Source organism: Paraburkholderia sp. GAS448, from assembly GCF_050435685.1.
Taxonomy (GTDB): domain Bacteria; phylum Pseudomonadota; class Gammaproteobacteria; order Burkholderiales; family Burkholderiaceae; genus Paraburkholderia.
In genome coordinates, this window is sequence record NZ_JBNDKT010000012.1 from 53,368 (window position 1) to 74,147 (window position 20,780).

19 protein-coding genes are annotated in these 20,780 nt (G+C 62.4%); 10 read left to right on the plus strand and 9 right to left on the minus strand.

Annotated elements, in window-relative coordinates:
• The first annotated feature begins 79 nt into the window (after positions 1–79).
• On the plus strand, positions 80–226 hold the full coding sequence (locus P3T23_RS21970; RefSeq protein WP_429318225.1) for a hypothetical protein: 147 nt from the start codon (positions 80–82) through the stop codon (positions 224–226).
• A 275-nt stretch (positions 227–501) separates the two neighbouring features.
• Positions 502–1,395, plus strand: a complete 894-nt coding sequence (gene galU, locus P3T23_RS21975) for a UTP--glucose-1-phosphate uridylyltransferase GalU (RefSeq protein ID WP_429318226.1) — start codon at positions 502–504, stop codon at positions 1,393–1,395.
• A gap of 67 nt (positions 1,396–1,462) precedes the next feature.
• On the opposite strand, the gene P3T23_RS21980 is transcribed toward galU, so the two are convergent.
• Complete coding sequence (locus tag P3T23_RS21980; protein ID WP_429318227.1) at positions 1,463–2,116, minus strand: phosphoribosyltransferase; 654 nt, start codon at positions 2,114–2,116, stop codon at positions 1,463–1,465.
• Between the two features lie 263 nt (positions 2,117–2,379).
• Here P3T23_RS21980 and P3T23_RS21985 point away from each other — a divergent pair, with 263 nt between their 5' ends.
• Positions 2,380–4,653 carry a putative bifunctional diguanylate cyclase/phosphodiesterase gene (locus tag P3T23_RS21985; protein WP_429318413.1) on the plus strand — a complete coding sequence of 758 codons (2,274 nt, stop codon included), beginning with the start codon at positions 2,380–2,382 and terminating at the stop codon, positions 4,651–4,653.
• Positions 4,654–4,700: 47 nt separating this feature from the next.
• Here P3T23_RS21985 and P3T23_RS21990 read toward each other — a convergent pair whose 3' ends face one another.
• Both P3T23_RS21990 and P3T23_RS21995 read right to left on the minus strand, forming a co-directional pair.
• Positions 4,701–6,251: a methyl-accepting chemotaxis protein gene (locus tag P3T23_RS21990; RefSeq protein ID WP_429318228.1), complete on the minus strand. Its 1,551-nt coding sequence runs from the start codon at positions 6,249–6,251 to the stop codon at positions 4,701–4,703.
• Positions 6,252–6,655: 404 nt separating this feature from the next.
• The gene (locus P3T23_RS21995) at positions 6,656–7,027 is read right to left on the minus strand and encodes a hypothetical protein (RefSeq protein ID WP_429318229.1); all 372 of its coding nucleotides are present in this window, start codon (positions 7,025–7,027) and stop codon (positions 6,656–6,658) included.
• 161 nt (positions 7,028–7,188) lie between these two features.
• Here P3T23_RS21995 and P3T23_RS22000 point away from each other — a divergent pair, with 161 nt between their 5' ends.
• Both P3T23_RS22000 and P3T23_RS22005 read left to right on the plus strand, forming a co-directional pair.
• Positions 7,189–7,668 (plus strand): VOC family protein, encoded by a 480-nt coding sequence (locus tag P3T23_RS22000; RefSeq protein WP_429318230.1) that lies wholly within the window; start codon positions 7,189–7,191, stop codon positions 7,666–7,668.
• Between the two features lie 170 nt (positions 7,669–7,838).
• Positions 7,839–8,222, plus strand: a complete 384-nt coding sequence (locus tag P3T23_RS22005; RefSeq protein ID WP_429318231.1) for a nuclear transport factor 2 family protein — start codon at positions 7,839–7,841, stop codon at positions 8,220–8,222.
• A gap of 263 nt (positions 8,223–8,485) precedes the next feature.
• Here the strand turns inward: P3T23_RS22005 and P3T23_RS22010 are convergent, their stop codons facing one another.
• Entirely contained in the window at positions 8,486–8,974 is a 489-nt protein-coding gene (locus P3T23_RS22010; protein WP_429318232.1) for a cache domain-containing protein, read from the minus strand.
• 345 nt (positions 8,975–9,319) lie between these two features.
• Between P3T23_RS22010 and P3T23_RS22015 the strand changes: the two genes are divergently transcribed.
• Entirely contained in the window at positions 9,320–9,847 is a 528-nt protein-coding gene (locus P3T23_RS22015) for a hypothetical protein (RefSeq protein WP_429318414.1), read from the plus strand.
• A gap of 136 nt (positions 9,848–9,983) precedes the next feature.
• Here the strand turns inward: P3T23_RS22015 and P3T23_RS22020 are convergent, their stop codons facing one another.
• Positions 9,984–11,399, minus strand: a complete 1,416-nt coding sequence (locus tag P3T23_RS22020) for a methyl-accepting chemotaxis protein (RefSeq protein ID WP_429318233.1) — start codon at positions 11,397–11,399, stop codon at positions 9,984–9,986.
• Between the two features lie 396 nt (positions 11,400–11,795).
• On the opposite strand from P3T23_RS22020, the gene P3T23_RS22025 reads away from it, so the two are divergent.
• The gene (locus tag P3T23_RS22025) at positions 11,796–12,566 is read left to right on the plus strand and encodes a class I SAM-dependent methyltransferase (RefSeq protein WP_429318234.1); all 771 of its coding nucleotides are present in this window, start codon (positions 11,796–11,798) and stop codon (positions 12,564–12,566) included.
• Between the two features lie 28 nt (positions 12,567–12,594).
• Here the strand turns inward: P3T23_RS22025 and P3T23_RS22030 are convergent, their stop codons facing one another.
• The 4 genes from P3T23_RS22030 to P3T23_RS22045 all read right to left on the minus strand — a co-directional run bounded on the left by P3T23_RS22030 (position 12,595) and on the right by P3T23_RS22045 (position 17,334).
• On the minus strand, positions 12,595–14,055 hold the full coding sequence (locus P3T23_RS22030) for a flavin-containing monooxygenase (protein ID WP_429318415.1): 1,461 nt from the start codon (positions 14,053–14,055) through the stop codon (positions 12,595–12,597).
• Positions 14,056–14,252: 197 nt separating this feature from the next.
• Positions 14,253–15,464 (minus strand): tetratricopeptide repeat protein, encoded by a 1,212-nt coding sequence (locus P3T23_RS22035; RefSeq protein WP_429318235.1) that lies wholly within the window; start codon positions 15,462–15,464, stop codon positions 14,253–14,255.
• Between the two features lie 114 nt (positions 15,465–15,578).
• Positions 15,579–16,262 (minus strand): PspA/IM30 family protein, encoded by a 684-nt coding sequence (locus tag P3T23_RS22040; RefSeq protein WP_429318236.1) that lies wholly within the window; start codon positions 16,260–16,262, stop codon positions 15,579–15,581.
• A gap of 382 nt (positions 16,263–16,644) precedes the next feature.
• Positions 16,645–17,334: a hypothetical protein gene (locus P3T23_RS22045; protein ID WP_429318237.1), complete on the minus strand. Its 690-nt coding sequence runs from the start codon at positions 17,332–17,334 to the stop codon at positions 16,645–16,647.
• Between the two features lie 354 nt (positions 17,335–17,688).
• On the opposite strand from P3T23_RS22045, the gene P3T23_RS22050 reads away from it, so the two are divergent.
• The 3 genes from P3T23_RS22050 (at position 17,689) to P3T23_RS22060 (ending at position 20,756) form a co-directional block, all read left to right on the plus strand.
• The gene (locus tag P3T23_RS22050; protein WP_429318238.1) at positions 17,689–19,200 is read left to right on the plus strand and encodes a tyrosine-type recombinase/integrase; all 1,512 of its coding nucleotides are present in this window, start codon (positions 17,689–17,691) and stop codon (positions 19,198–19,200) included.
• 32 nt (positions 19,201–19,232) lie between these two features.
• On the plus strand, positions 19,233–19,475 hold the full coding sequence (locus tag P3T23_RS22055; protein WP_429318239.1) for a hypothetical protein: 243 nt from the start codon (positions 19,233–19,235) through the stop codon (positions 19,473–19,475).
• Positions 19,476–19,748: 273 nt separating this feature from the next.
• Positions 19,749–20,756, plus strand: coding sequence for a hypothetical protein (locus tag P3T23_RS22060; RefSeq protein ID WP_429318240.1), 1,008 nt, complete (start codon positions 19,749–19,751; stop codon positions 20,754–20,756).
• Positions 20,757–20,780 lie beyond the last annotated feature (24 nt).

The following is a 20,780-nucleotide window of genomic DNA, read 5'->3' on the forward strand; positions in this document are numbered from 1 at the left end:
GGGATCGCGGGAATGGATTATTTACCGATTTTTTTATGCTAGTTTAACGCTCATATCATCAGAACCAAAAGGTACAGCCATGAATATGCACCTGCTCGCCGGTATCGCCGTGCTGCTGATTCTCGTCGGGATTTCCGCCTATCGCGAAGCGTTGCGCAACGAGCCGATCAGCCGTTTCAGGATGAATGGGGGCAACAAGCTGCCGCCGATGGATGACACGGAATAGCGGCTCATCGACGATTGCCCGGTGCAATATCGGGCATTTCGGGCATTGCATCCGGCAATTCCTGCCGGATGACGAATGGCCTGGCGTAAATGTTTCCACTCATATTTCATATCGCGACAAATCTGACTGCCAGAATTGCGTATTGACGATTTAATTGCAGTTTCTGCGTGCAGGTGAATAATTTTAAGCTAGTCTTTTAAACGACGCAGAGCCGCCGCGTGTCGCACGTCGTGCCGGCGGTCGCACAGTCATCAACAGAGGTGGGAATCCATACCATGCTGAAAGTCACCAAAGCCGTGTTTCCCGTGGCAGGCCTCGGCACGCGTTTTTTGCCGGCCACCAAGGCCAGCCCGAAGGAAATGCTGCCTATCGTCGACAAGCCGCTCATTCAGTATGCGGTCGAAGAAGCCATCGAGGCTGGCATCACGGAGATGATCTTCGTCACCGGGCGCAGCAAGCGCGCGATCGAAGATCACTTTGATAAGTCCTACGAAATCGAAGCCGAACTCGAAGCGCGCGGCAAGGAGCAGTTGCTCGATCTCGTACGCAACATCAAGCCGAGTCATGTCGACTGCTTCTACGTTCGCCAGGCGACCGCATTGGGGTTGGGCCATGCGGTGCTGTGCGCGGAAAAACTGGTTGGCGAAAGTCCGTTTGCCGTGATTCTTGCCGATGACCTGCTGCACAGCACGCAGCCGGTCATGAAGCAACTCGTGAACGTGTTCAATCACTATCACAGCTCGGTGGTGGGCGTCGAAACCATCGCGCGCGAAGATAGCCGCTCGTACGGCGTCGTCGACGGCCGCGAGTGGGAAGAGGACGTGATCAAACTGTCGGGCATCGTCGAGAAACCCGCGCCCGAGAAGGCGCCGTCGAATCTCGGCGTGGTCGGCCGCTATGTGCTGATGCCGACGGTCTTCAAGCACATTCGCGCACTCAAGCCGGGTGCCGGTGGCGAGCTGCAGTTGACGGACGCATTACAGTCGCTGCTGACGGAAGAGCAGGTGCTCGCGTACCGCTATTTCGGCACGCGTTTCGATTGCGGCAGCAAGCTCGGCTATCTGAAGGCAACGGTCGAATTCGCGCTGCGCCATCCGGAAGTCCGGGCCGACTTCGAGGAATATCTGCAGAACTATCTGCCGGTGGCGCTCACCGCACAGGCCGCCTGAAAAGTCGCTCAACCGTGGGACGAAAGCAACCGCGCACGGCTCTTGCGCCGGACGCGTCGCGCGTGCTTCAGTCTGCATCCCGACGCCCGCGGGCGAGCAGGTTACACACGTCGTCGTGGGTGGTTTCGCTGAAATCCGCGTAGAACTGGCCCACGCTGAAGAACATGCGTGGCGTCAGCGCGCAGACGAAGTCATCGACGGCATCGCCCAGCCGCGCATCCGCGCCGGCAGGCGCGACCGGCAATGCCGCGATGATCTTTGCCGGCGCACGGGCGCGCAATGCCCGCGCGGCGGCCAGCAGCGTCGCCCCGGTCGCCATGCCGTCATCGACGACGATCACGATACGTCCGGTCAGATCCACAGGCGGCCGGGCCTGGCGATACAGCTGCTCCCGCTCGGCCAGTTCGAGCCTGGCCTCTCCCAGCACCCGCTCGAACTCGATCTGCGTGACGCCCGCGTCGTCTATCAGCATGCGGTCGACGTACTGCGCGCCGCCTGAGGCGATCGCACCCATGGCGAGTTCGGGTTGAATCGGCAAACCCAGCTTGCGCACCACCAGCACGTCGAGCTGCGCGCCGAGCGCGTCCGCGACCTCGAAGGCGACCGGCACGCCGCCGCGCGGCAAACCGAGCACGACGACGTCGCTGCGATTCGCCCAGGCGCCCAACTGACGCGCGAGAACGCGGCCGGCTTCCGCGCGATCGATAAAAGCACGCTCCATGATCGGCCCCATCACGGTTGATCCGGCTAGTCTGCCACGATCTGCGGGGACGGGCGTTGTCAGCCGGATATCATCCTGGGGCCTACCTGGCCATTTGGCATAGAGGTACGGCGGCGCTACTTCATGTATTGTTGTCAGGACTGCCGTTTCACGTGCCGTCCTCCTTCCTGTTGGCGTAAACCCCAGTGTGCCAGAGGGCTGGTCTTGCCGTTGTCGGGATAGGGAGCGCAGATATGATCCGTCAAGAGACCGCAGGTTTCATCATGGACACCGAACCGGAAAGCACCCGCTATCGCTCGGGTCTGGCCGCCGAAGTGCTGGCCTCCGAGCAGAGCGTCTTGCGGCTCATCACGCGCAATACGCCGTTACCGGAACTGCTGGTGGAGGTCTGCAACCGCGCCGAGGCGCTGCTGGGCGATGGCTCGTCCTGCACGATCCTGCTGCTCGATGCCGACGGCCTGCACGTCAGGGTGGGCGCGGCGCCGTCGTTGCCCGCGCAGTACAGCGCGGCAATCGACGGGGCCGCAATCGGGCCGAGGGTCGGGTCGTGCGGCACCGCAATGTACGAGCGGCGGATGGTGGTCGTCGAGGACATCGAGACGGATCCGCTATGGGCCGATTTCAAGGATCTCGCGCTGCCGGTGGGGCTGCGGGCGTGCTGGTCGATTCCGTTTCAGGACGACGCGGGCGCAGTGCTGGGCGCATTTGCGGTTTACTATCGCGCGCCGCGCCGGCCAGGCGAGGAAGAAGAAGCCATCCTGCGCGACATTGGCCGCAGCGTCGGGCTCGCGGTGCATCAGGACAGGATCGCCCGGCGTCTTGCGCAAAGCGAAGAGCATCACCGGCTCGTGGTCGATCACCTGAACGAAGGGATCGTCGTGCAATCGCGCTCGGACGTCGTGCTGGCGTGCAACCCGAGTGCGCACCGGATGCTGCGTGCCAAAACCGGCCTCGTCGGCCGCGACATCCACTCGGTGATGGTCCGCGCGTTGCGGGAGGACGGCACCACGATCCCGGACGGCGAACGCCCGACCCGCCGCGTGCTGGCGAGCGGCAAGCCACTGCTTGGCCTCACGCTGGGTCTGGAACTCGTCGATGGAGACGTCATCTGGATTACCGGGAACGTTGTGCCGATCATCAAGCCAGGCGAGACGGAAGCCAGTTCGGTGCTGATCTCGTTCAGCGATATCGGACCGGTGCGCGAGGCACAGCAGCAACTCAGATACATGGCGACGCGCGATTCTCTTACTGGCCTCTATAACCGGACGTATCTCGGCGACCGGATGCGTGAGCTGTTCGATCCGCCGGACGGCTCCGCGCCGCCGCGGCGCGTCGCCGTTCTGTTTGTCGATCTCGACGGTTTCAAGAAGGTCAACGACACAGCCGGTCACGATGCGGGCGATGCGCTGCTGCGCAGCGTCGCCTACCGGCTTGCGCGCTGCGTCGACGAAGAGGACACGCTGGCGCGCGTCGGCGGCGACGAATTCGTGATCGTCGTCAACGAATACGAGGATGCGGGCTGCCTCGCGGCACTCGCGCGGCAGGTGCTCGATGCCATCGCCGAGCCGTTCGAAGTGGCGAACAACGAGTATTACCTGGGGGTGTCGATCGGGATCAGCGTGTCGCCTGAAGATGGGCGGGACGCCACCACGCTGATGCGCAACGCCGATTCGGCGATGTATCACGCCAAGCAGCGCGGTCGCAATAACTTCCAGTTCTTCACCGCGCAACTCAATCAGCGCCTGCACCGCCGCTTCGCGATCGAACAGTCGCTGCGGCGTGCGCTGGCTTCGGACGAACTCAGTCTCGCCTACCAGCCGGTCGTCGAAAGCCGGTGCGGTAAAACGATCGGCGCCGAGGCGCTTCTGCGCTGGACCAACAGCGAACTCGGCCAGGTGTCGCCGGCGGAATTCATTCCGGTCGCGGAGGATACGGGGCTCATCGTCGCGATCGGCCACTGGGTGCTCGAACGGGCGTGCGCGCAGGCAGCCGAATGGCGAAGGACGATCGCGCCGGACCTCGTCATCGCCGTCAATCTGTCGCCGCGCCAGTTCAACGATGGGCTGGTCGAGCGCGTCCAGTACTGTCTTGCCCGTACCGGGCTCGATCCCGGCGCACTGGAACTGGAGATCACCGAAGGGCTCCTGATGCGCGACAGCGAAGCCGTGCTGCCGATGCTAAGGGCGCTGACCGGCATGGGCGTGCGGATTTCCGTCGACGATTTCGGCACGGGCTATTCGTCGCTGTCGTATCTGAAGCGCTTTCCGCTGCATAACCTGAAGGTCGACCGGTCGTTTGTCGCCGGCTTGCCGGACCACCGCGACTCGGTCGCGATCACGCAGGCGGTGGTCGCGATGGCGCATTCGCTCGGCATGAACGTGACGGCCGAGGGGGTCGAGACACCGGCGCAGGCGTCCTTCCTGCGCTCGATCGGCTGCGACAAGCAGCAGGGCTATCTGTTCAGCCGGCCCGTGGAAGCGATGGTGTACGCGCGCCGCCTGCTGGAGCCGTATGCCGAGCCGGGCGTCGAGGTGTAGCGGTATGGCGTCAGTCGGCCGTAGACCGTATTGAATCCGTCACTGTTTCAAACCCTCCTGGACGGCACCAGGCCGTCGCCGCGGTTGACGCTGCACTGGACGGCCCAGCGGCCACCGAGCGCGGGCGCAATGTAGCCGATCTTTTCCACTGGTTGCCTCGTGACGGGGTGCCGTCCGTTGAATTCGATCCAGCCACCGCCCTGATCGACCGCGCGCCAGCTGGCTTCGCGGATCGCGGATTGGTCGTCGCCCGGCAGCGCCTCCTGGCGCAGCTTGCCGGCCTTGCCTGGATCAGAGCCGAAGGCACGGAAATAGTCGTCCCGGTCCGCAACCACGATATAGAGGTCGCGATCGCGAAAGCCGCCGTTTGGGTCGTGAAATCGGCGCACGGCGTTTTCCGGCCCCTCAGTGTCGACCAGTCGGGCCGCGCGCTCCGCCATGGTCCGGGCCTCGTCGGCACAGCCCTGTCGCAGCCGGATATATTTGACCCCGTCGCTCAGTCGATCGGCACGGGCTTGCAGCAGACTCGCCGTTTCCACCGACCCGCCGACCATCTGGCCATTGCGCTGGGTGATGTCGTCCAGCACCTCGACCGCCTGGGCGATCTCCTGCAATCCGGTGGTCTGCTCGCTGCTCGACCGTGCGATGTCGCGCAGCAAGGCGGCCACCTCGCTGACCGCGTCGACTGCACGCGTCAACAAATTACGGCTGCCTTCGATGGCCTGAACCCCGTCGGTCACTTCGTCGCGAGAAGCCTGGATCAGTTTCTTGACTTCCGCTGCCGCTGCCGCGCTGCGCTGCGCCAATGCCCGCACTTCGGCTGCAACCACGGCAAAACCGCGGCCGGAATCTCCGGCCCGGGCGGCCTCCACGGCGGCGTTGAGCGCGAGGATATTGGTCTGGAAGGCGATGCCGTCGATCACGCCGAGTATCTCTCCCATCTCGCGCGAACGTTGCTCGATGCGCACAATGCTTTCGACCGAAGCGCGCACCGCGGCCTGTCCCGCTACCGCATCGGCATGCGCACGGGCAGATCGCTCGTCGGCTTGCTGTGTTTGATCGGTGTTGTAGCGCACGGCTTCCAGCAGGGCTTCGAGTGAGGCACGGGTCTGCTCCAGGTTGGCAGCCTGCGATTCGGTGCGTTGCGACAGCGAGGTGGCATGTTGGGTCGCCTGGGCCCCGCCCATGGCGATCAGTTCGGCTTCGCTGCGCATGCGCGCCACCATCTGCGACAACTGGTAGGCGAGCACGCGCCCCTGTTCGCCCAGCGCCGCCAGTTCGTCGCGCCCCGCCAAAGACACGTCCCGTGACAGATCGCCGTCGCACAGCGCCTTCGACTGGGCCCGCAAGATCGAGATCGCATGAAGCAGGCCGGCCCCGAAGAGCGCAAAAATCACCAGGAACTGCGCCAATCCCAACGCGGCGCCATAGTTGCCGTACCAGCGCGCCGCCGCGACGGCGCCGATTGCGCTAAGTGCGGCAATCGTCCACTGCACCCGCAGGTTCCAGCGGCGCAATGCCGACCTGAGCGGGAGAGGAGGGGATTGTGCGTGGGACAGGCCGCCGGTTAAGCGTGGAGTCTCTTTATAGGTTGACATGCATTTTCCCCGAACCTGATTTTGTTTTTTGCCTTCGAGCGCTGGCAAGCTGCATGGGAATGCAACCGGGAGCACATCGCTGGCGCGCATGTTCTTCTGTTCCCGGAGACGCCTTGCGGAAGTGACGGTTGTCACGGAGCGCATCGCTCCCGCAAACCTCCGTCTCCCTTGAATTCGCCGTGGGCGGCCGTCACCGCAAAGGCCACGCTCACGCGGCGATTCTGCCATAGCGGGGGTAGCACGGTTATCGCAAATGCCCTCATCTCACTTCTATTCTTCTTATCGGGCGAATGCGCTCCGCCCGGTGGCGAGTCTCTGCCTCGCACCCACAAAACTCGCGTGCTCAAAGGTAGACATCTTGACAACGCGGCGAGATTTCGTTTCGGCGAGGGCTGCTCGAGCTATCAGGCGCCGAATGTGGAGCGCGTGCCTGACGATGACCAAAGTACTTTTCCTGGCATTGCCTGGGTCACCATCGCGTAGAACGCTTCGCCCGAACAATGCATCGGGATCACGTAGTCTGGATTGATTTCCTTCAGCATGTTCACCGTGGCCTGTTCATGTTGAAAATCGTCGGGAATCGACGTGGCACTCTGCTTGTCCAGCGGTAATTTGTCGGCGTCACAACCCATGCCACTACGCACACCGACGGTCATGATGCTGGGATTGAGCGGCTTCTCGAACGTCGTCTGGGGAATCCAACCCGTTGTGAACGCGTGACCCGCCACTACGGCGGGACGCTCCGCGAAGACGATGTCCAGGTTGGCGTCCCGCATCGCCTGCGGGTCGAGCGAGGTTTGGGATTCGGGTTTGCGCCCATTTCGAACTCGACAGCCAGGCTATTATCGACAGTCAATACAGCTGTCTCGATGGCGTGGGCGTCAGGATGCTGTCCTCAAGGCCCGTTGACGGCGTGTGTTTCTGAAAGGAGATTGCGATGGCTGAGCTCGTAACATGCCTGTGGTTCGATCAAGGTAGAGCGCGCGAGGCGGCGGAGTTTTACGCCGCCACTTTTCCCGACAGCCGTGTCGACGCAGGTCATGTATCGCCTGTACCGGGCATTGGGCAGGGTCCGGAGTTGACGGTCGAGTTCTCCGTGCTCGGCCGGCGCTTTGTAGGGTTGAACGGCGGGCCCAATTTCAAGGCGAATGAGGCGGTAAGTTTCATGGTCCAGACGGATAGCCAGGAAGAGACCGACCGATATTGGAACGCCATTATCGGCAATGGCGGAGAGGAAGCGCCTTGCGGCTGGTGCAAGGACCGCTGGGGCTTTTCGTGGCAGATCACGCCCAGGCGGCTGCTCGAGCTCGTCAACGGGCCCGATCGTGATGCCGCAAGGCGTGCGATGGACGCGATGATGAAAATGAGGAAGATCGATATGACCGCGATAGAGCGCGCAGCGGCAGCAGCTGATTGACACGCAGACGCGGTGGTTCGGCCAGCCAATCGATGTCGCTGGCCACCCACGGCAAGAGCACTCATTGAGCACGGGCTTCGTGGAGTCTCGAAGTCGCCAGGACGGGCAGCCCCGGGTTTATTCCACGACGCACGTGATAGATGAACGTAAACGGTATCCGGAGGCCCTCCATGCAGGAAGAGAAAATACGTGAAGCCCTGAATGCGCACTGGCAAGCGTCGGCGGCCGGCGATCTCGACGCAGAACACGATATTTACGATGACGATGCCATCTGTGACTATCCCCAGTCAGGTGAACGAATCCTCGGGCGAATGAATTTGCAGGCACTGCGGAGTCATCATCCAGGCAAGCCAGCAGGTTTCGATGCCAGGCGAATTCAAGGAGAAGGTAATCTATGGGTCACGGAATACTCCATCACCTATAACGGGCGACCAGCCTACACGGTAAGCATTATGGAGTTCTGCAACGGCAAGGTCGTTCACGAGACCCAGTATTTTTCGGATCCCTTTGAGGCGCCGGGTTGGCGGAGTCAATGGGTTCAGCAGATCGCGTGACGACGCATTGCGGCAAGATAAGCCCAATTGCTTAGTGGTCGCCCGCTGGAATTTGGCTTCCTCGAATTCGCAGTTCAGCGAATCCTTGCGAAAACGTCGGAGAACAAGGCGGCGATAAGGCTCGGCAAAACGGTTGGAATGCGTGTTGAATCAGAACGCGTCAATGATCGACGCTTCAAGGGCCAGGAGTGGACTACGACAGTATTGGCCACAGGATCTTTACTCGCGCCTGTGTCGAATCGGGCTGAGGCTAATCAAGGGCACTACTCGGGATAAAAGCCCGAACCCACCAGACCAGGAACTCCATCGATCTTCACGGCCTTCACGTAGGTCCATTTCCGCGATGGCTGGGTCTGTCCGGGTTTCGGGGACATGTAGTCGACCCATCCTGCCCCCCTGGTTTCAGCCGTCTGAATCATGGCGTCATGAAACAACTTGCCGTTGACATCTTTCAGGCCGGTGACTTTGGTCCCCTCACGGGCTGGGATGCCAGGATTCAGCAAGACATTCGACTCCAGGTCGTAGACGAATACATAGGTGTCGCCGTGTAACCACTCGGAGTCCTTTACTCTAAACTCGGGAAAAGCCGCCCTACCTTTACCGTCGATCAGAGCCGCGGCTTTGTTGACTAGCGCTTCGACCTGTTTCGCCTGCTCGGACGGCGGAGGGGACGACTGAGCAAATGCGAATGACGCGCTGCCGGGCAAACTGGCAAAAAGTAGAAGACCTAGCGAGAAGGCTTTAATTTTCATAGCATTGTCTCCAGTCGATGAATACGGCAGTGTCGCGGCGACTCCTCGCAGCCCTCGGATCCTGGCGCCTGGTCGGGGCATCCCTTGCACGTGCACACGCGACCATCTGCTTTTTCCCGCGCGTCAATGAAGCAGATCGAATCGCGCTTGATAGTCGGTCACCGGCGGTGACTCTTGTCGACGGTTCAGTATGCTTCCGCATGCCTGATGACGCTTCGCGGCTTGCAGGAAAGACGATCATCGATAGGGAACTTTGAAGGCGCCGGCACTGTGCCTTTTCCGCCCAGATTTTCTAAAATGATTAATGAAAGTAGCGGAATCTGGTCGCGTCTAAAAAAGGTCGCGATGGAACGTCACATGCACTCGCACCAATTCACTCGCCGCATGCCCGACTGGCGTGCAGTCGTAATCGCCGGCTGCGTAGCGGGAGCGGTCTTTCTGGTGCTCGAACTTCTGGGGATATGGTTCGCCGGGCAGAGCCCCTGGGGGGCGCCTCGAATGATCGCGGCGATTGCGGTGGGGCGTGGTGTGCTGACGCAGCCCCCTACGTTCGAGGTGGGCATCGTGCTGGTGGCGCTGGCCGTTCACTTCGTGCTTTCGGTCATCTTCACGCTTATTCTGGCGGTGATCATCGCACCGTTTAGCTTCGATTCGAGCATGGGGATGGCCTCGCTGGCGGGCGCGGTTTTCGGCGCCACCGTGTATCTCGTCAACTTCTACGGCATGAGTCACGTGTTCCCATGGGTTGCGGACGCCCGCAGTTGGGTGAGCTTCGTGTCTCATATCGCGTTTGGCCTCATTGCCGCCGACACGTACCTGCGGCTGGAAAGGAAGGAGGGGGCGAGCAGCAGCGGAACAGGCGCAATCCGTTGACGCTTTCTCTCAAGGCTACGGCAAGTGAGGACTTATCGCGCTCTACGTCGGCAGCGCGATATCAGCCCTGCCGGAACAGATCACGCGCCAGCGAGCAAAAGAGGGTGGTGTGGGCGATTCGTCTGCGACCTCCTTTTCAAACCCGATACCCGACCCGAACCCCACCCCAATGCCGTCCGGCGACAAAAACCGGCGCCGACGCGTCTTTCATCAACACAAACGCGCCACCCCCCATATCCCTCCGGTAGGTCTGCAACAAAAACCGCTTCGTATTCGCGCCTGCCGCAAGGCCAGTCCGGTCATTAAACAGGCGCCGGTTCCGGCAATTAGCGGCATTCCAGACAGGATCATCCCCTTGCGGCTGCGAAAACTTCAGATTATGGGTAGGCAGATAACCGTGCCGGTCGACAGCGGCACAAAACGCGACCCGCTCATCGAGCTTGAGCAAAGGCTCCTGAACAGCGGGCAAAACCCGATCGGTGAACGCAGTAAACCGCGTCATGAACTGCGGCGGATCCGTGCGCGGAACCGGCACGTAAGTCTCATCGAACAGATCCGCGATGGCGATATCGCCCCGCGCGAGGGCGCCCTCGAACAGTTTGCTGATCTTCACAGCCGCCTCTTCAACCGCTTCGATAAAGCGCGTATCCGCCGTCTCCACTCCGGTCGCCGCCGTCAGTTCGATCAACGTTTCAGACACACCCAGCAGATTCCCCAGCCGGTCCTTCGCCTGCGCGAAGTTCTCGCTCGAATGCTCGACGCCGCTCGCCATCTCAAGCACCTGTGCCTCGAGTCCGTTGCATTGCGTCTCGATTTCGCCGGAGAGCGTCGCAATCTGCCCGGCTTCGGCGTTCAGTTGCGTGATGGCCTCTCCGGTCGAATGAACGACATCGCCGATCATCCGCGTGCCTTCGCGCACGCGATGCGCCCGCGCCGTATTCACCGATCCCTCTGAAATCAGCTGCTCGGTCTGCTGGGTCAGTTGCGCAAGTGTCGTCTCGATCTGGCCGGTGGCCTGAGCGGTCTTCGCCGACAGGTTCTTCACTTCGGCCGCCACCACCGCGAAACTCTTGCCGGATTCGCCGGCGCGGGCAGCCTCGATCGCGGCGTTCAAGGCGAGCAGATGTGTCTGGCGCGCAATCAGCGAAATCTCCTCCGACACGCGGCTCACATGCGCGAGCGCCGCGCGCAGCGCACCGATCTGGCTCTCGATCACCGTCACACCCTCGACGAGCCCGTGAATATCCGCAAGCGATGCTTCGAGCGTCTGCTGCGACGTCTGCACGCTGGTCGCGGCCCCGGCGGTCACGCTGCGCATCTCGCGGGCGGCGGCGGCAATCCGGTGGTTGCCTTCCATCGTCAGTGCCGCGGATTCACGCAAGGCGCGGCATACCTGCGCCTGCCGCTGCACGCGAGCCGCGACTTCTTCGACGTGCCCCGACACGTCGCAGATTTCGATTCCCAGTTTGCCCGCCTGCGTGGCAATGTCGCCGACGACCGAACTCGACCGGCTCATCCTGCGGCCCATCCGGCGAAAGCTGAAGCCCGTCATTGAAGTCTCCTTGATGGCGCGGGTTTGCGAGGTCGTCCAGGACGGATCCCGCGTCTTCCTGCTGCGTTTACGGCAAGCTTTCCGGCGACTTGATCAGGAGAATCCCGCACTCGTCATTAGCGATACTGTGCGAACATGCGCGCTCGCTGGTGACGACCCGTCCGGTGCGCCTGAAGCTGTCTAACCTTTAACTGAGTCCATGATTGAAGCCTTCGCACCCGTTGCGGACTGGCAGCAGCTCGAGAAGTTGTGGGAGCTGATCGTGCTGGTCTGCAAGTTTTTCTGGGAATTGCTGCGCCTCCTGGGCGGTGGTGGCTGAAAGCGTCCCGTCACGCACTTGCCCGTGATCTGAGCTAACGTAAAGCGCTTCGACACACGCAACGAGGGGCCCCAGCAATGACTCACGATTCAACCAGGCGCTTCACCGACCGCGTTGCCGACTATGTGAAATACCGTCCAGGCTATCCGCGCGAAGTGGTGACGTTCCTGCACGCCACGTGCGGCCTGGCAAACGGCGCGCGCGTCGCCGACATCGGCGCCGGCACGGGTATTTCGACGCGGCTCTTTCTCGACGCAGGGCATCCGGTCGTCGCCGTCGAACCGAATCAGGCGATGCGTGAAGCCGCCATCGCGTGGCTGTCGGCGTCCCCGGGGTTCAATGCCGTTTCAGGCACCGCGGAAGCGACCACCCTCGAGAACGCCAGCGTCGATCTCGTCATCGCCGCCCAGGCGTTTCACTGGTTCGATCCGGCAACGGCTGGCCGCGAGTTCGCACGCGTCCTGAAACCGGGCGGGCTCGTCGCGCTATTCTGGAACAGCCGGCTGCTCACAGGCTCGGCGTTTCTCGAGGGATACGAGGCGCTCCTCAAGCGATATGGCGTGGACTACACGGAGGTGTCTGAGCGCTATGGCGACGATGCCGGCATGTCGGCCTGGTTCGGCGACAGTTTCGCGCACAAGGCGACGTTTCCGAACATGCAGGCGCTTGATTTCGACGGATTGAAGGGGCGTTTGATGTCTTCGTCGTATGCGCCGAAGGCCGGGCATCCGGATCACGAGCCGATGCTGGCCGCGCTGCGCGACCTGTTCGACCGTACCGCACAGAGCGGCAAGGTTGAATTTGCGTACGACACGCGCGTCTACGTCGGATACGGCGCGCGCCGTTGATTCCCAGCCCGGACCACAATCGCGCTCACTACGGGGAAAAGCGGTATTCGCGCTCGCGCACGCGACGCGTGCGCTTGCGGAAACTGAACGTGAAGCCAGGCCAGATCGCGGTATTCTTGCCGCTCTTCGACTGATACCAGCTGCGGCATCCGGTTGCCCAGACGGAGCGCTGCATGTCGCGCTGCAGACGCGCGTTGAACGCACGCTGAACGTCGTGGCGCAGGTTCATGGTTCGCGCGCCGCGCCGGCGCAACACACGCAGACAGTCGGCGATGTACTGCACCTGCGACTCGATCATGTAGATCATCGAGTTGTGGCCAAGGCCAGTGTTAGGTCCGACCATCATGAAGAAATTCGGAAAGCTCGCCACGCTCGTGCCGAGATACGCTTCGGGCCCGTCGCGTAACCACAGGGCGCCGAGATCGGCGCCGCCGATTCCCGTCACGTCGAACGGCGCGCCCACGTCGTTCACCTGAAAACCGGTGCCGCAGATGATCGCATCGACGCGATGAAGGACACCGTCATCGGTGACGATGCCGTCCGTGACGATTTCGCGGATCGCGGTCGTGATGACGTCGACGTTTGGCTGCGACACGGCAGGGTAGTAGTCCCTGGAGAGCAGTACGCGTTTGCAGCCGAGCTGATGGTTCGGTGTGAGCTTTGCGCGCAGGGCAGGATTCTTGACGCGCCGTTCGAGATAGCTCAGGCCGAACTTCATCGGATACTTCATCAGCTTCGGATTCACGACGAACGCCACCGCGCGCGATTCGAGCTGCCAGTAGGTCGCCGCGCGTACGACGCGCTGCGTGAACGGCAGATGCCGGAAGAACCAGTGCGCACGCCGGCCGATCGGCCGGTCCGGCTTGGGCATGATCCATGGCGGCGTACGCTGGAACAGCGCGAGATACGCGACGCGCGGCTGGATTTGCGGCACGAACTGGATCGCGCTCGCGCCGGTGCCGATCACGGCGACGCGCTTGCCATCGAGCGGATAGTCGTGATCCCAGCGGGCCGAATGAAACATCTTGCCGGTGAAGCGTTCAATGCCGGCGATCTGCGGCATCGCCGGGCGCGACAGCGGACCGCTCGCAGCAATCACGACATCGGCTTCGATGCATTCGCGCGCACCATCCGTGTCGATGTCGAGCCGCCAGATCTGCTGTGCTTCATCGAAGCGCGCGGCTGCGACACGCGCGTGACAGCGTACGAAACGCTCGATGCCGTATTTGCGCGCGCAGTGTTTCAGGTACGCGAGAATCTCTGCCTGCTGGCTGAACGCGCGTGACCACGCCGGATTCGGCTCGAACGAGAACGAATAGAGATGTGAAGGCACATCGCACGCGGCACCGGGATACGTGTTGTCGCGCCATGTGCCGCCGATATCGCCCGCCGCCTCGTAGATCGTCATCGACGTGATGCCCATCTTCGCGAGCCGGATCGCCATGCCAATGCCGGCAAAGCCGCTCCCGACGATGGCAATGCGCGGCATGCTGGAAGAGGCGGGCGGGATGGATGTCACACGGGCTCCAGACTGAGAACGTCTACAAACGTCTACAGAACTATGCCGCAGGGTAGACAACTGTGCACTTCGCGGCGTGAGAGGGGTGAAGCGTTCGTCAAGCGATAAAAAAGCAGGCTCCATGACGGAGCCTGCTTTCATGTGCCATCCGACGCGGCAGCATTGGATCAGGTATCGGTCCAGCCACCGGAATCGTCGCTGCTGCCCATGTCGATTCCGCCGCCGCCATCACCGTCGCTCCAGTCGTTCGAACCCTGGCCGAAATCGACATCGCCGCCAGCCGCGCGTCGGCGCGCTTCGTCGGGATCGACGATCACGTCGCGCTCGATAATACGATCGCGGCCGCCCGAATTGAGCACCTGGCCGAGCAGCACGCCGGTCAGCAAGCCACCCATGCCGCCACCGAAACCGCCGCCTTGCTGGACGATCACAGGCGGCTGCTGTTGTGGCGCCGGCTGCGGCGGATACGGGTAGGGCGCCTGCTGCCGGCCGAAGCGTTCATCCGCCTCGCGTGCATAGGTCGACTCACCACTGCCCAACGGCCCCGGCCCGAATGCGGCCGTACCCGTGGCGTTCGGATCGGGGCGACCTTCCGAGCGCGCCTTGAGGCTTTCGACCTGACGCGCCAGATCCTCGATCTGATACGGTGGCACGGGATTCTGGCTGTTCGACAGCGTTTCGACCAGCTGGCGCAACTGCGTCTCCGCGCCTTCGACTTCCTTCTCCAGTGCCTCGTGTCCCGGCACCGTCGAAAGCCGGACATCGAGCTTCAGCGAACGCACCGCATTGAGCAGTTCGGTCGCGCGCTTGAGCTGCTCGCGCCGGTCGCCTTCGACCCGTGAATCATCATTGGAGCGTGCGCGTTTCAGCGTCCAGCGCAGCACGAACGCGATCGCGACGATCACCAGCACAATACCTATCAACATGCCCATTGAAACCCCCTGACGTTTCGGCGTCACCGGTTGCATCATTGTCGTCTGCTGCGTCTGGGCAGCGGGCGCGTTCTGTTGCGCGAAAGGATTCGTCGCGCGGTTGGTGGTGGTCGTGCCTGCACGTTGCGCGTCTTTGCGCAGGCGTGCTTCTGTTTGCGCGAAACGCGACGGATCGGTGAAACGCACCTGCGGGTCAAGCGTCTTTGCCTGCTGGAGGTGCGTGAGTGCGTCTGCGTATCGGCCTTCGCGATCGAGCACCTGTGCGTAGAGATAATGCGCACGCGCATTGCTCGGATGCGCCTGCAGCACCTGTGTGAGGCCAGCGTCCGCCTGTTGCCAGTTGCCCTGCTGCATCGCGGTTTCGATCTGCGTCGCGGTCGGCAGGGCAAAGGCACCGCCGGAGACGAGCATCAGCGAAACGAAAGCAGCGGCGAGAAATCTCTTCATGATTCGGGCCGGGCGGCTTTACGCCCGTCTCCATGACTATCGGTATCAGGTGCGACGCCGCGTGCGAGTGGAAGTTCGATCCGCAGCGCGCCGCACCGGGCCCGCAACAGCAGGTTACTGCTGTGCCGGCGTGTTCAACTGCTTCTTCAGGGCCTCGAGGCGATCTTCCACCGACGGACCGCGGTTGAGTTCCGCGAGCTTGTCGTCGAGTGCCTTGCCGCTCTTGACGTCGGCCGAATTCAGGCGCGCGTCGGAGCGTGCATTCGACAGCGCCACCTTGTCTTCGAGCTTCTGGAAATCCTCGGCGAGATTCTTGCCGCCGATGCCGCCGAGTGCCGTCGCTGCGACATCCTTCGCCTGCGCGATCTCCTGCTTCGCCTGCAGGATGCTGGAGCGCGCGTTCAGGTCGTTGCGGCGCTGACGCATTTCGTCGATCTGCTGCTTCAGTTGATCGACTGACGGTTCGAGTGTCGAGAGTTCGGAGCTGAGCGCGTTGCGCTCGGCTTCTGCCGTCGCCTGTGCGCCGAGCGCCTCGCGGGCGAGGGCTTCGTCGCCGGCCTGCAGGGCACGCCGTGCGCCGTCTTCGTACTTCTTTGCCTTGTCGGCGGCTACGTCGCGCTTGCTTTGCTGCGTCGCCACCTGTGCCTGGATCTCGATCAGCGAGTTCTCCGCCTTCGAGATGCTCTCGTCGAGTTCGCGCACGATCTGGCGCGAGTCGCGTGAGGGATCCTGCACGGATTCGGCCGCGTCGTTCAGGAGACCTTTGAGCGTGCGCGAGATGGTGTCAATAAGCGACATGAATACCTCCGTAGATTGAAATCGGCGCCGGATAACCAGGCGCGTCCAGCCGACCGCGTTTATCCGATAGCTTACGCCGCTGCGCGCGTTGATGCGCGGACGACCGGTCAGCAAATCGGGACGTTTCGATGAATTGCAATGGCAATGTTGCCGGGATTGCGATTACAAAGGATTAACAGCCCGAAAGGCGCGTCGCCAATGGCTCGGCGGAGCGCGAATATTACACCACGGCCCGTCTTAAACATGGCTTAAAACCACGTTCTATAACGGTTTCAAAACGTCGTGCCTCGCCGTCATCAAAACGTCGCTTTTGCGGTGGTCAAAGAGCGGTGTGTTTCGCCGGATTTCCGTCGATTGACTACCGGAGATGCGCCAGCGAGTTTCACGCGAAGCGGCCATCCTTTGGCGTGGGGTCGGCGGCGTCTGGATCGTCGTCCACCGGCGCGGGGTCGAGGCGTGGGCGCTGCCGCGACGTGTCCGGCCCGCTCGCGTGTGCCGCGTCGGCCGTGGCGTTCGGGCCCGCGGCAAGCGCCGCAGCCTTTGCCGCGGCCACCCTTGCGACGGCTTCTGCCGCGTTGCGCATTTCCTCTTCGGTTGCAGTGGCGGGATCGAAAGGCGGCGTTGCGTCCGGCAAATCTTCGGTCGGCGCGGGGGCGTCCTTGAACGACGCGCCGGAGCGGGCCGGAAGCGGCACCCGGGACGAGGCGTGCAGCTCGTCCTGAAACGGAACAGGCGCCGCATCAGCGTCATTGTTGATCGACGAAGCGGATGGCGGCGGCAGGGCATTGCGCGCGCGCGCCGGCGGTAGGGCGGGTGTCGCGGTGCCGTGTGTGTGGCGCGTGCCGCGGGCGACTTTGCGCAACGCCTCGTTCAACGCATCCGGTTCACGCGGAGCCCGCAAACGATCGACGATGCTCGCCGCCTTGACCTGCTCGCTCGTCGCACCGAAGCTGAGCACCGCACGCCGCATCAGTTCGCTGACGCTGATGCCGAGGCCTTCGGCGGTCGAGGCGATCGCGCGCTTCTGGGCGGGTGTGACGAATACGACGATGCGTTCGCTGGGCTTGTTCATGGTCGGCTCGCGTGCGTTTTGGCGCGTTTTGTCGTCTGGCTGCGGATTCTGGCGGGCGGCCGCGTCGGAAATAGACGCGACCAGTGCATCATAAGGCGACTCGCGCCGAAGCGAAACGGGGCAAACCAGGGTAAAACCGGAGCGCCGCGCGAAAATATCGTGACTTCAACGACTTGCAGCCTTTCCAGCAGGATTGTCCACAGGCCTGTCAACAAAAACTGTGGAGAATGTTTTCCCGCAGCGCACCACTTCGACAAACGTTTATCTTGTTCGGATTCAACAGGTTAGGTGTCTGCACAGCGACCGCGATCGCTCGTAGAATCCGGGCAGGGCATCTGACTTGTGGGGAAAACCGTGGGGGAAAGACGATCACCAGCCATCAGCGAGGCGACGCTCGCCAGGCTCACCGCCGCTGATAACGACCGGGTACTGACCGAAGGGTCGGGTCTGTCCGGCAAGGTTCATGTTGGAGCCAGCGGGCGCATCAGTGTCCACTTTCGCTACCGTTACCGGTTCGAAGGCCAGTCACGCGAAATGTCGCTTGGCGCATGGCCGCGCGATCCGGTAGCAACGATCCGCGAGCGCCTTGACGAGACGCGGCTGCGTGTCGAACGCGGCGGCGACCCGGCAGGACAGAAGCGGGCCACCGTCCAGAAAATGCAACTGGAACAGGAACAGATTGCCCGGCAGCAGCGGGAGCTGGCCGGACACGGGCGGCAGCAGGCCGAGCAGCAGTTGACGATCCAGTCACTTTTCGAGGAATGGCACCCCGTCGCACAGGTGGACAACACGCCGAAAGGGGCGAAGGGGGTGCGTCGCATGTTCGAACTGCACTTCCTGCCCATCGTGGGGCAGGTGCGTGTACTCGACGTGAAGGCCGAGCATGTTCGTGGTCCGGTCAGGTCCCTGATCGAGGCGGGCAAGGTGCCGACCGCGCTTGCCCTGTTCATCTACATCGATGCGATGTTCACATGGGCGGGCAGACGCAGGCCCTGGCGGATGCTGTTTGACGTGAACCCCGCCACCGAGGTTGATATTGACCGGCTGGTGCCAGCCGATTTCCAGAGCTGGTGTGACCGTGTGCTGGAGGACGACGAGATCATCGACCTGCGGGACCGCTTCCAGTCGATCCGCAACGTGTTCAACTTCCGTACCGGATCGAGACGGGGGCTGGCGACACCCATTGCGCGTGAACACGAGCTGGCGGTCTGGATCATGCTGGCGACACTGGTACGTATCAATGAAATCTGCGCGGCGCGCTGGAAGGAACATATCGACCTGAAGGCGGGAACGTGGCTCATTCCCTCGACGCAGGCCAAGAACCGGAAAGGCTTCATGATCCATCTGTCGGATTTCGCCGTGCGGCTTCTGCGCGAACTGTACACGCTCACCGGTCGCACGCCGTATCTGCTGCCGCACACCAGGGATGTCAGCAAGCCTGTGACGACCGCCATTCTCCAGTGCGCCATCAATTCCCGCCAGAGCTGGGGCAGGGGCTGGCAGGGAAAGAACAGGCCTGCGGCAGTGACGGCCCGTTCGCTCATGCTGTCAGGCGGGCCGTGGAGCTGTCACGACCTGCGGCGTACCGGGGCGACGCTCATGCAGGCCTGCGGTTTTGATGAAGGGATCGTTGAGCGGTGCCTGAACCATACCATCACGACGCAGGCGCGCAGGAAGGGACTGAACCCGACGCTGCTTCGCACTTACCAGCAGTATGACTACGGCAAGGAAATGCGCCGGGCGTGGCAGGCGCTGGGCGAATACCTGACGAAGCTTGACGGCACATTTATGCAGATTGCGGCACCTGAAGCTGTTGTCGTGGCGAACGAGGCAGTCAGTGAGCCGCCGCAGCTCGACGCCGCATGATCCCGAACCCCCATGACATCCCAGGAGTTTTCATGAGCGATACCGGCATCTTCGTCAGGACGACGACCTTGCTCGACCAGATCCACAGGCGGCTGCGCGAGGCCGGGAAGCTGCGCGGCACGCGGCAGGCTGAAGAAGCGGCACGGATAGAGGATGCCGCGCAGACGCTGCTGTCGGTGCTCGTCGCGAAGGACGTGCGCAATGCCTGGGTCACGTTGCCAGAAGCCGTGCGGCGGCACTACGAGGTCGTTACCTTGACTTGCTCCGAAACGTGACCAATAATGTTCATGCCATATGAAAATTTAGTCTGTATTCTTAATCGTATCCGACTCGAATTAGTAATCCAGTCCACGACTGATTTTTTGCCTGTTCCCTCCCCGCATCGCATTTCTGCATCCGGCGCATTTCGACATTGTTCCTCTGCGAATTCTTAATTCGTAGCGCCCGTTCCTGCATTATCTGATCCGATCCCATTCCGTAAAGGGACGTGCTTTTTGCGCGTCCTGATTGCGTTCATTCGAACGTTGACAACCCAAGGAGTCTCTGACATGCCCCCGAAAAATACCGCCATCCTCGAAGCCGCAAAGACGACCAACTCGATCCGCACGCTGGCGGATGCGGGCCACCTGAAGAAGGACAACATGTACAAGATTCCGGTGCACCGGCTGGAGGAAGAGGACGGCTATAACCCGCGTGACTACGACAGCCTGGAGAGCCGCGCGAAAATCCGTGCCTTTGCGGATGCGTACCGGGCGGGGCACTATGTGCCGCCCGTCGAGTTCCGCGTCATGAACGGCAGGGTGCTGGTCGTCGAGGGACACCAGCGGCGGCGCGGCGCGCTGCTTGCCCTCGAGGAAGGCGCACAGGTTGAGTGGCTGTGGGGTATCCCGTTCACAGGCAACGATGCTGACCGCGACGCGCGGCTGCTGACCGCTTCCGATGGCCTGCCGCTCAAGCCGCTTGAAATCGCGGCGGTGATCCAGCGGATGAAGAACCGGGGCGCGGGCAACCGCGAGATTGCCGAACGTATCGGGCGCACGCCGCAGGCCGTCGAACAGTACCTGGTGCTGGCGCGCGCCAACAGCGACGTGAAGGCGATGGTGGAAAGCGGGCAGGCCGATGCCCAGGCGGCTATCGGCATCGTGCGCAGGCATGGCGACGATGCGGCGCGGGTGCTGAAGACCATGCAGCAGGAAGTACAGCGCGAGGCCGCAGCCGAAGCGCAGGCAGCACCGGCTAACGGCAGGCCGAAGACCGCGAAGCCGGCGAAGGTGACGGTCGCGGCGATGAAGCGTCTGGAGGCGAAGCGGATGCAGACGCGCCAGGAAGCCAGGCAGCCGCAGCGCCTGTCGCTCACCCCCGCGCAGCTCACGGGTGTGGCGAAAGGTATCGACAGGTTCGCGGTTCATGTTGGTGGCGATGAACTGCTCGCCGAGCTGCGTGAGCATGCGGCGAACGATCACCTGTACGAATTCGAGGTCGAGCCGTCGATGCTGCTCGCGCTCATGGAAGCATGGGAGGCGTTGCGTCCGGTGACGGTCGCGCAGGCCGCCTGATACACACCGGTACGCAGGCAAACG

Excerpts from the sequence above, each read along its gene's own strand:
- P3T23_RS21970 (WP_429318225.1), top strand. The coding sequence starts at position 80 with ATGAATATGCACCTGCTCGCCGGTATCGCCGTGCTGCTGATTCTCGTC.
- galU (WP_429318226.1), top strand. The coding sequence starts at position 502 with ATGCTGAAAGTCACCAAAGCCGTGTTTCCCGTGGCAGGCCTCGGCACG.
- P3T23_RS21980 (WP_429318227.1), bottom strand. The coding sequence starts at position 2,116 with ATGGAGCGTGCTTTTATCGATCGCGCGGAAGCCGGCCGCGTTCTCGCG.
- P3T23_RS21985 (WP_429318413.1), top strand. The coding sequence starts at position 2,380 with ATGGACACCGAACCGGAAAGCACCCGCTATCGCTCGGGTCTGGCCGCC.
- P3T23_RS21990 (WP_429318228.1), bottom strand. The coding sequence starts at position 6,251 with ATGTCAACCTATAAAGAGACTCCACGCTTAACCGGCGGCCTGTCCCAC.
- P3T23_RS21995 (WP_429318229.1), bottom strand. The coding sequence starts at position 7,027 with ATGCGGGACGCCAACCTGGACATCGTCTTCGCGGAGCGTCCCGCCGTA.
- P3T23_RS22000 (WP_429318230.1), top strand. The coding sequence starts at position 7,189 with ATGGCTGAGCTCGTAACATGCCTGTGGTTCGATCAAGGTAGAGCGCGC.
- P3T23_RS22005 (WP_429318231.1), top strand. The coding sequence starts at position 7,839 with ATGCAGGAAGAGAAAATACGTGAAGCCCTGAATGCGCACTGGCAAGCG.
- P3T23_RS22010 (WP_429318232.1), bottom strand. The coding sequence starts at position 8,974 with ATGAAAATTAAAGCCTTCTCGCTAGGTCTTCTACTTTTTGCCAGTTTG.
- P3T23_RS22015 (WP_429318414.1), top strand. The coding sequence starts at position 9,320 with ATGGAACGTCACATGCACTCGCACCAATTCACTCGCCGCATGCCCGAC.
- P3T23_RS22020 (WP_429318233.1), bottom strand. The coding sequence starts at position 11,399 with ATGACGGGCTTCAGCTTTCGCCGGATGGGCCGCAGGATGAGCCGGTCG.
- P3T23_RS22025 (WP_429318234.1), top strand. The coding sequence starts at position 11,796 with ATGACTCACGATTCAACCAGGCGCTTCACCGACCGCGTTGCCGACTAT.
- P3T23_RS22030 (WP_429318415.1), bottom strand. The coding sequence starts at position 14,055 with ATGCCGCGCATTGCCATCGTCGGGAGCGGCTTTGCCGGCATTGGCATG.
- P3T23_RS22035 (WP_429318235.1), bottom strand. The coding sequence starts at position 15,464 with ATGAAGAGATTTCTCGCCGCTGCTTTCGTTTCGCTGATGCTCGTCTCC.
- P3T23_RS22040 (WP_429318236.1), bottom strand. The coding sequence starts at position 16,262 with ATGTCGCTTATTGACACCATCTCGCGCACGCTCAAAGGTCTCCTGAAC.
- P3T23_RS22045 (WP_429318237.1), bottom strand. The coding sequence starts at position 17,334 with ATGAACAAGCCCAGCGAACGCATCGTCGTATTCGTCACACCCGCCCAG.
- P3T23_RS22055 (WP_429318239.1), top strand. The coding sequence starts at position 19,233 with ATGAGCGATACCGGCATCTTCGTCAGGACGACGACCTTGCTCGACCAG.
- P3T23_RS22060 (WP_429318240.1), top strand. The coding sequence starts at position 19,749 with ATGCCCCCGAAAAATACCGCCATCCTCGAAGCCGCAAAGACGACCAAC.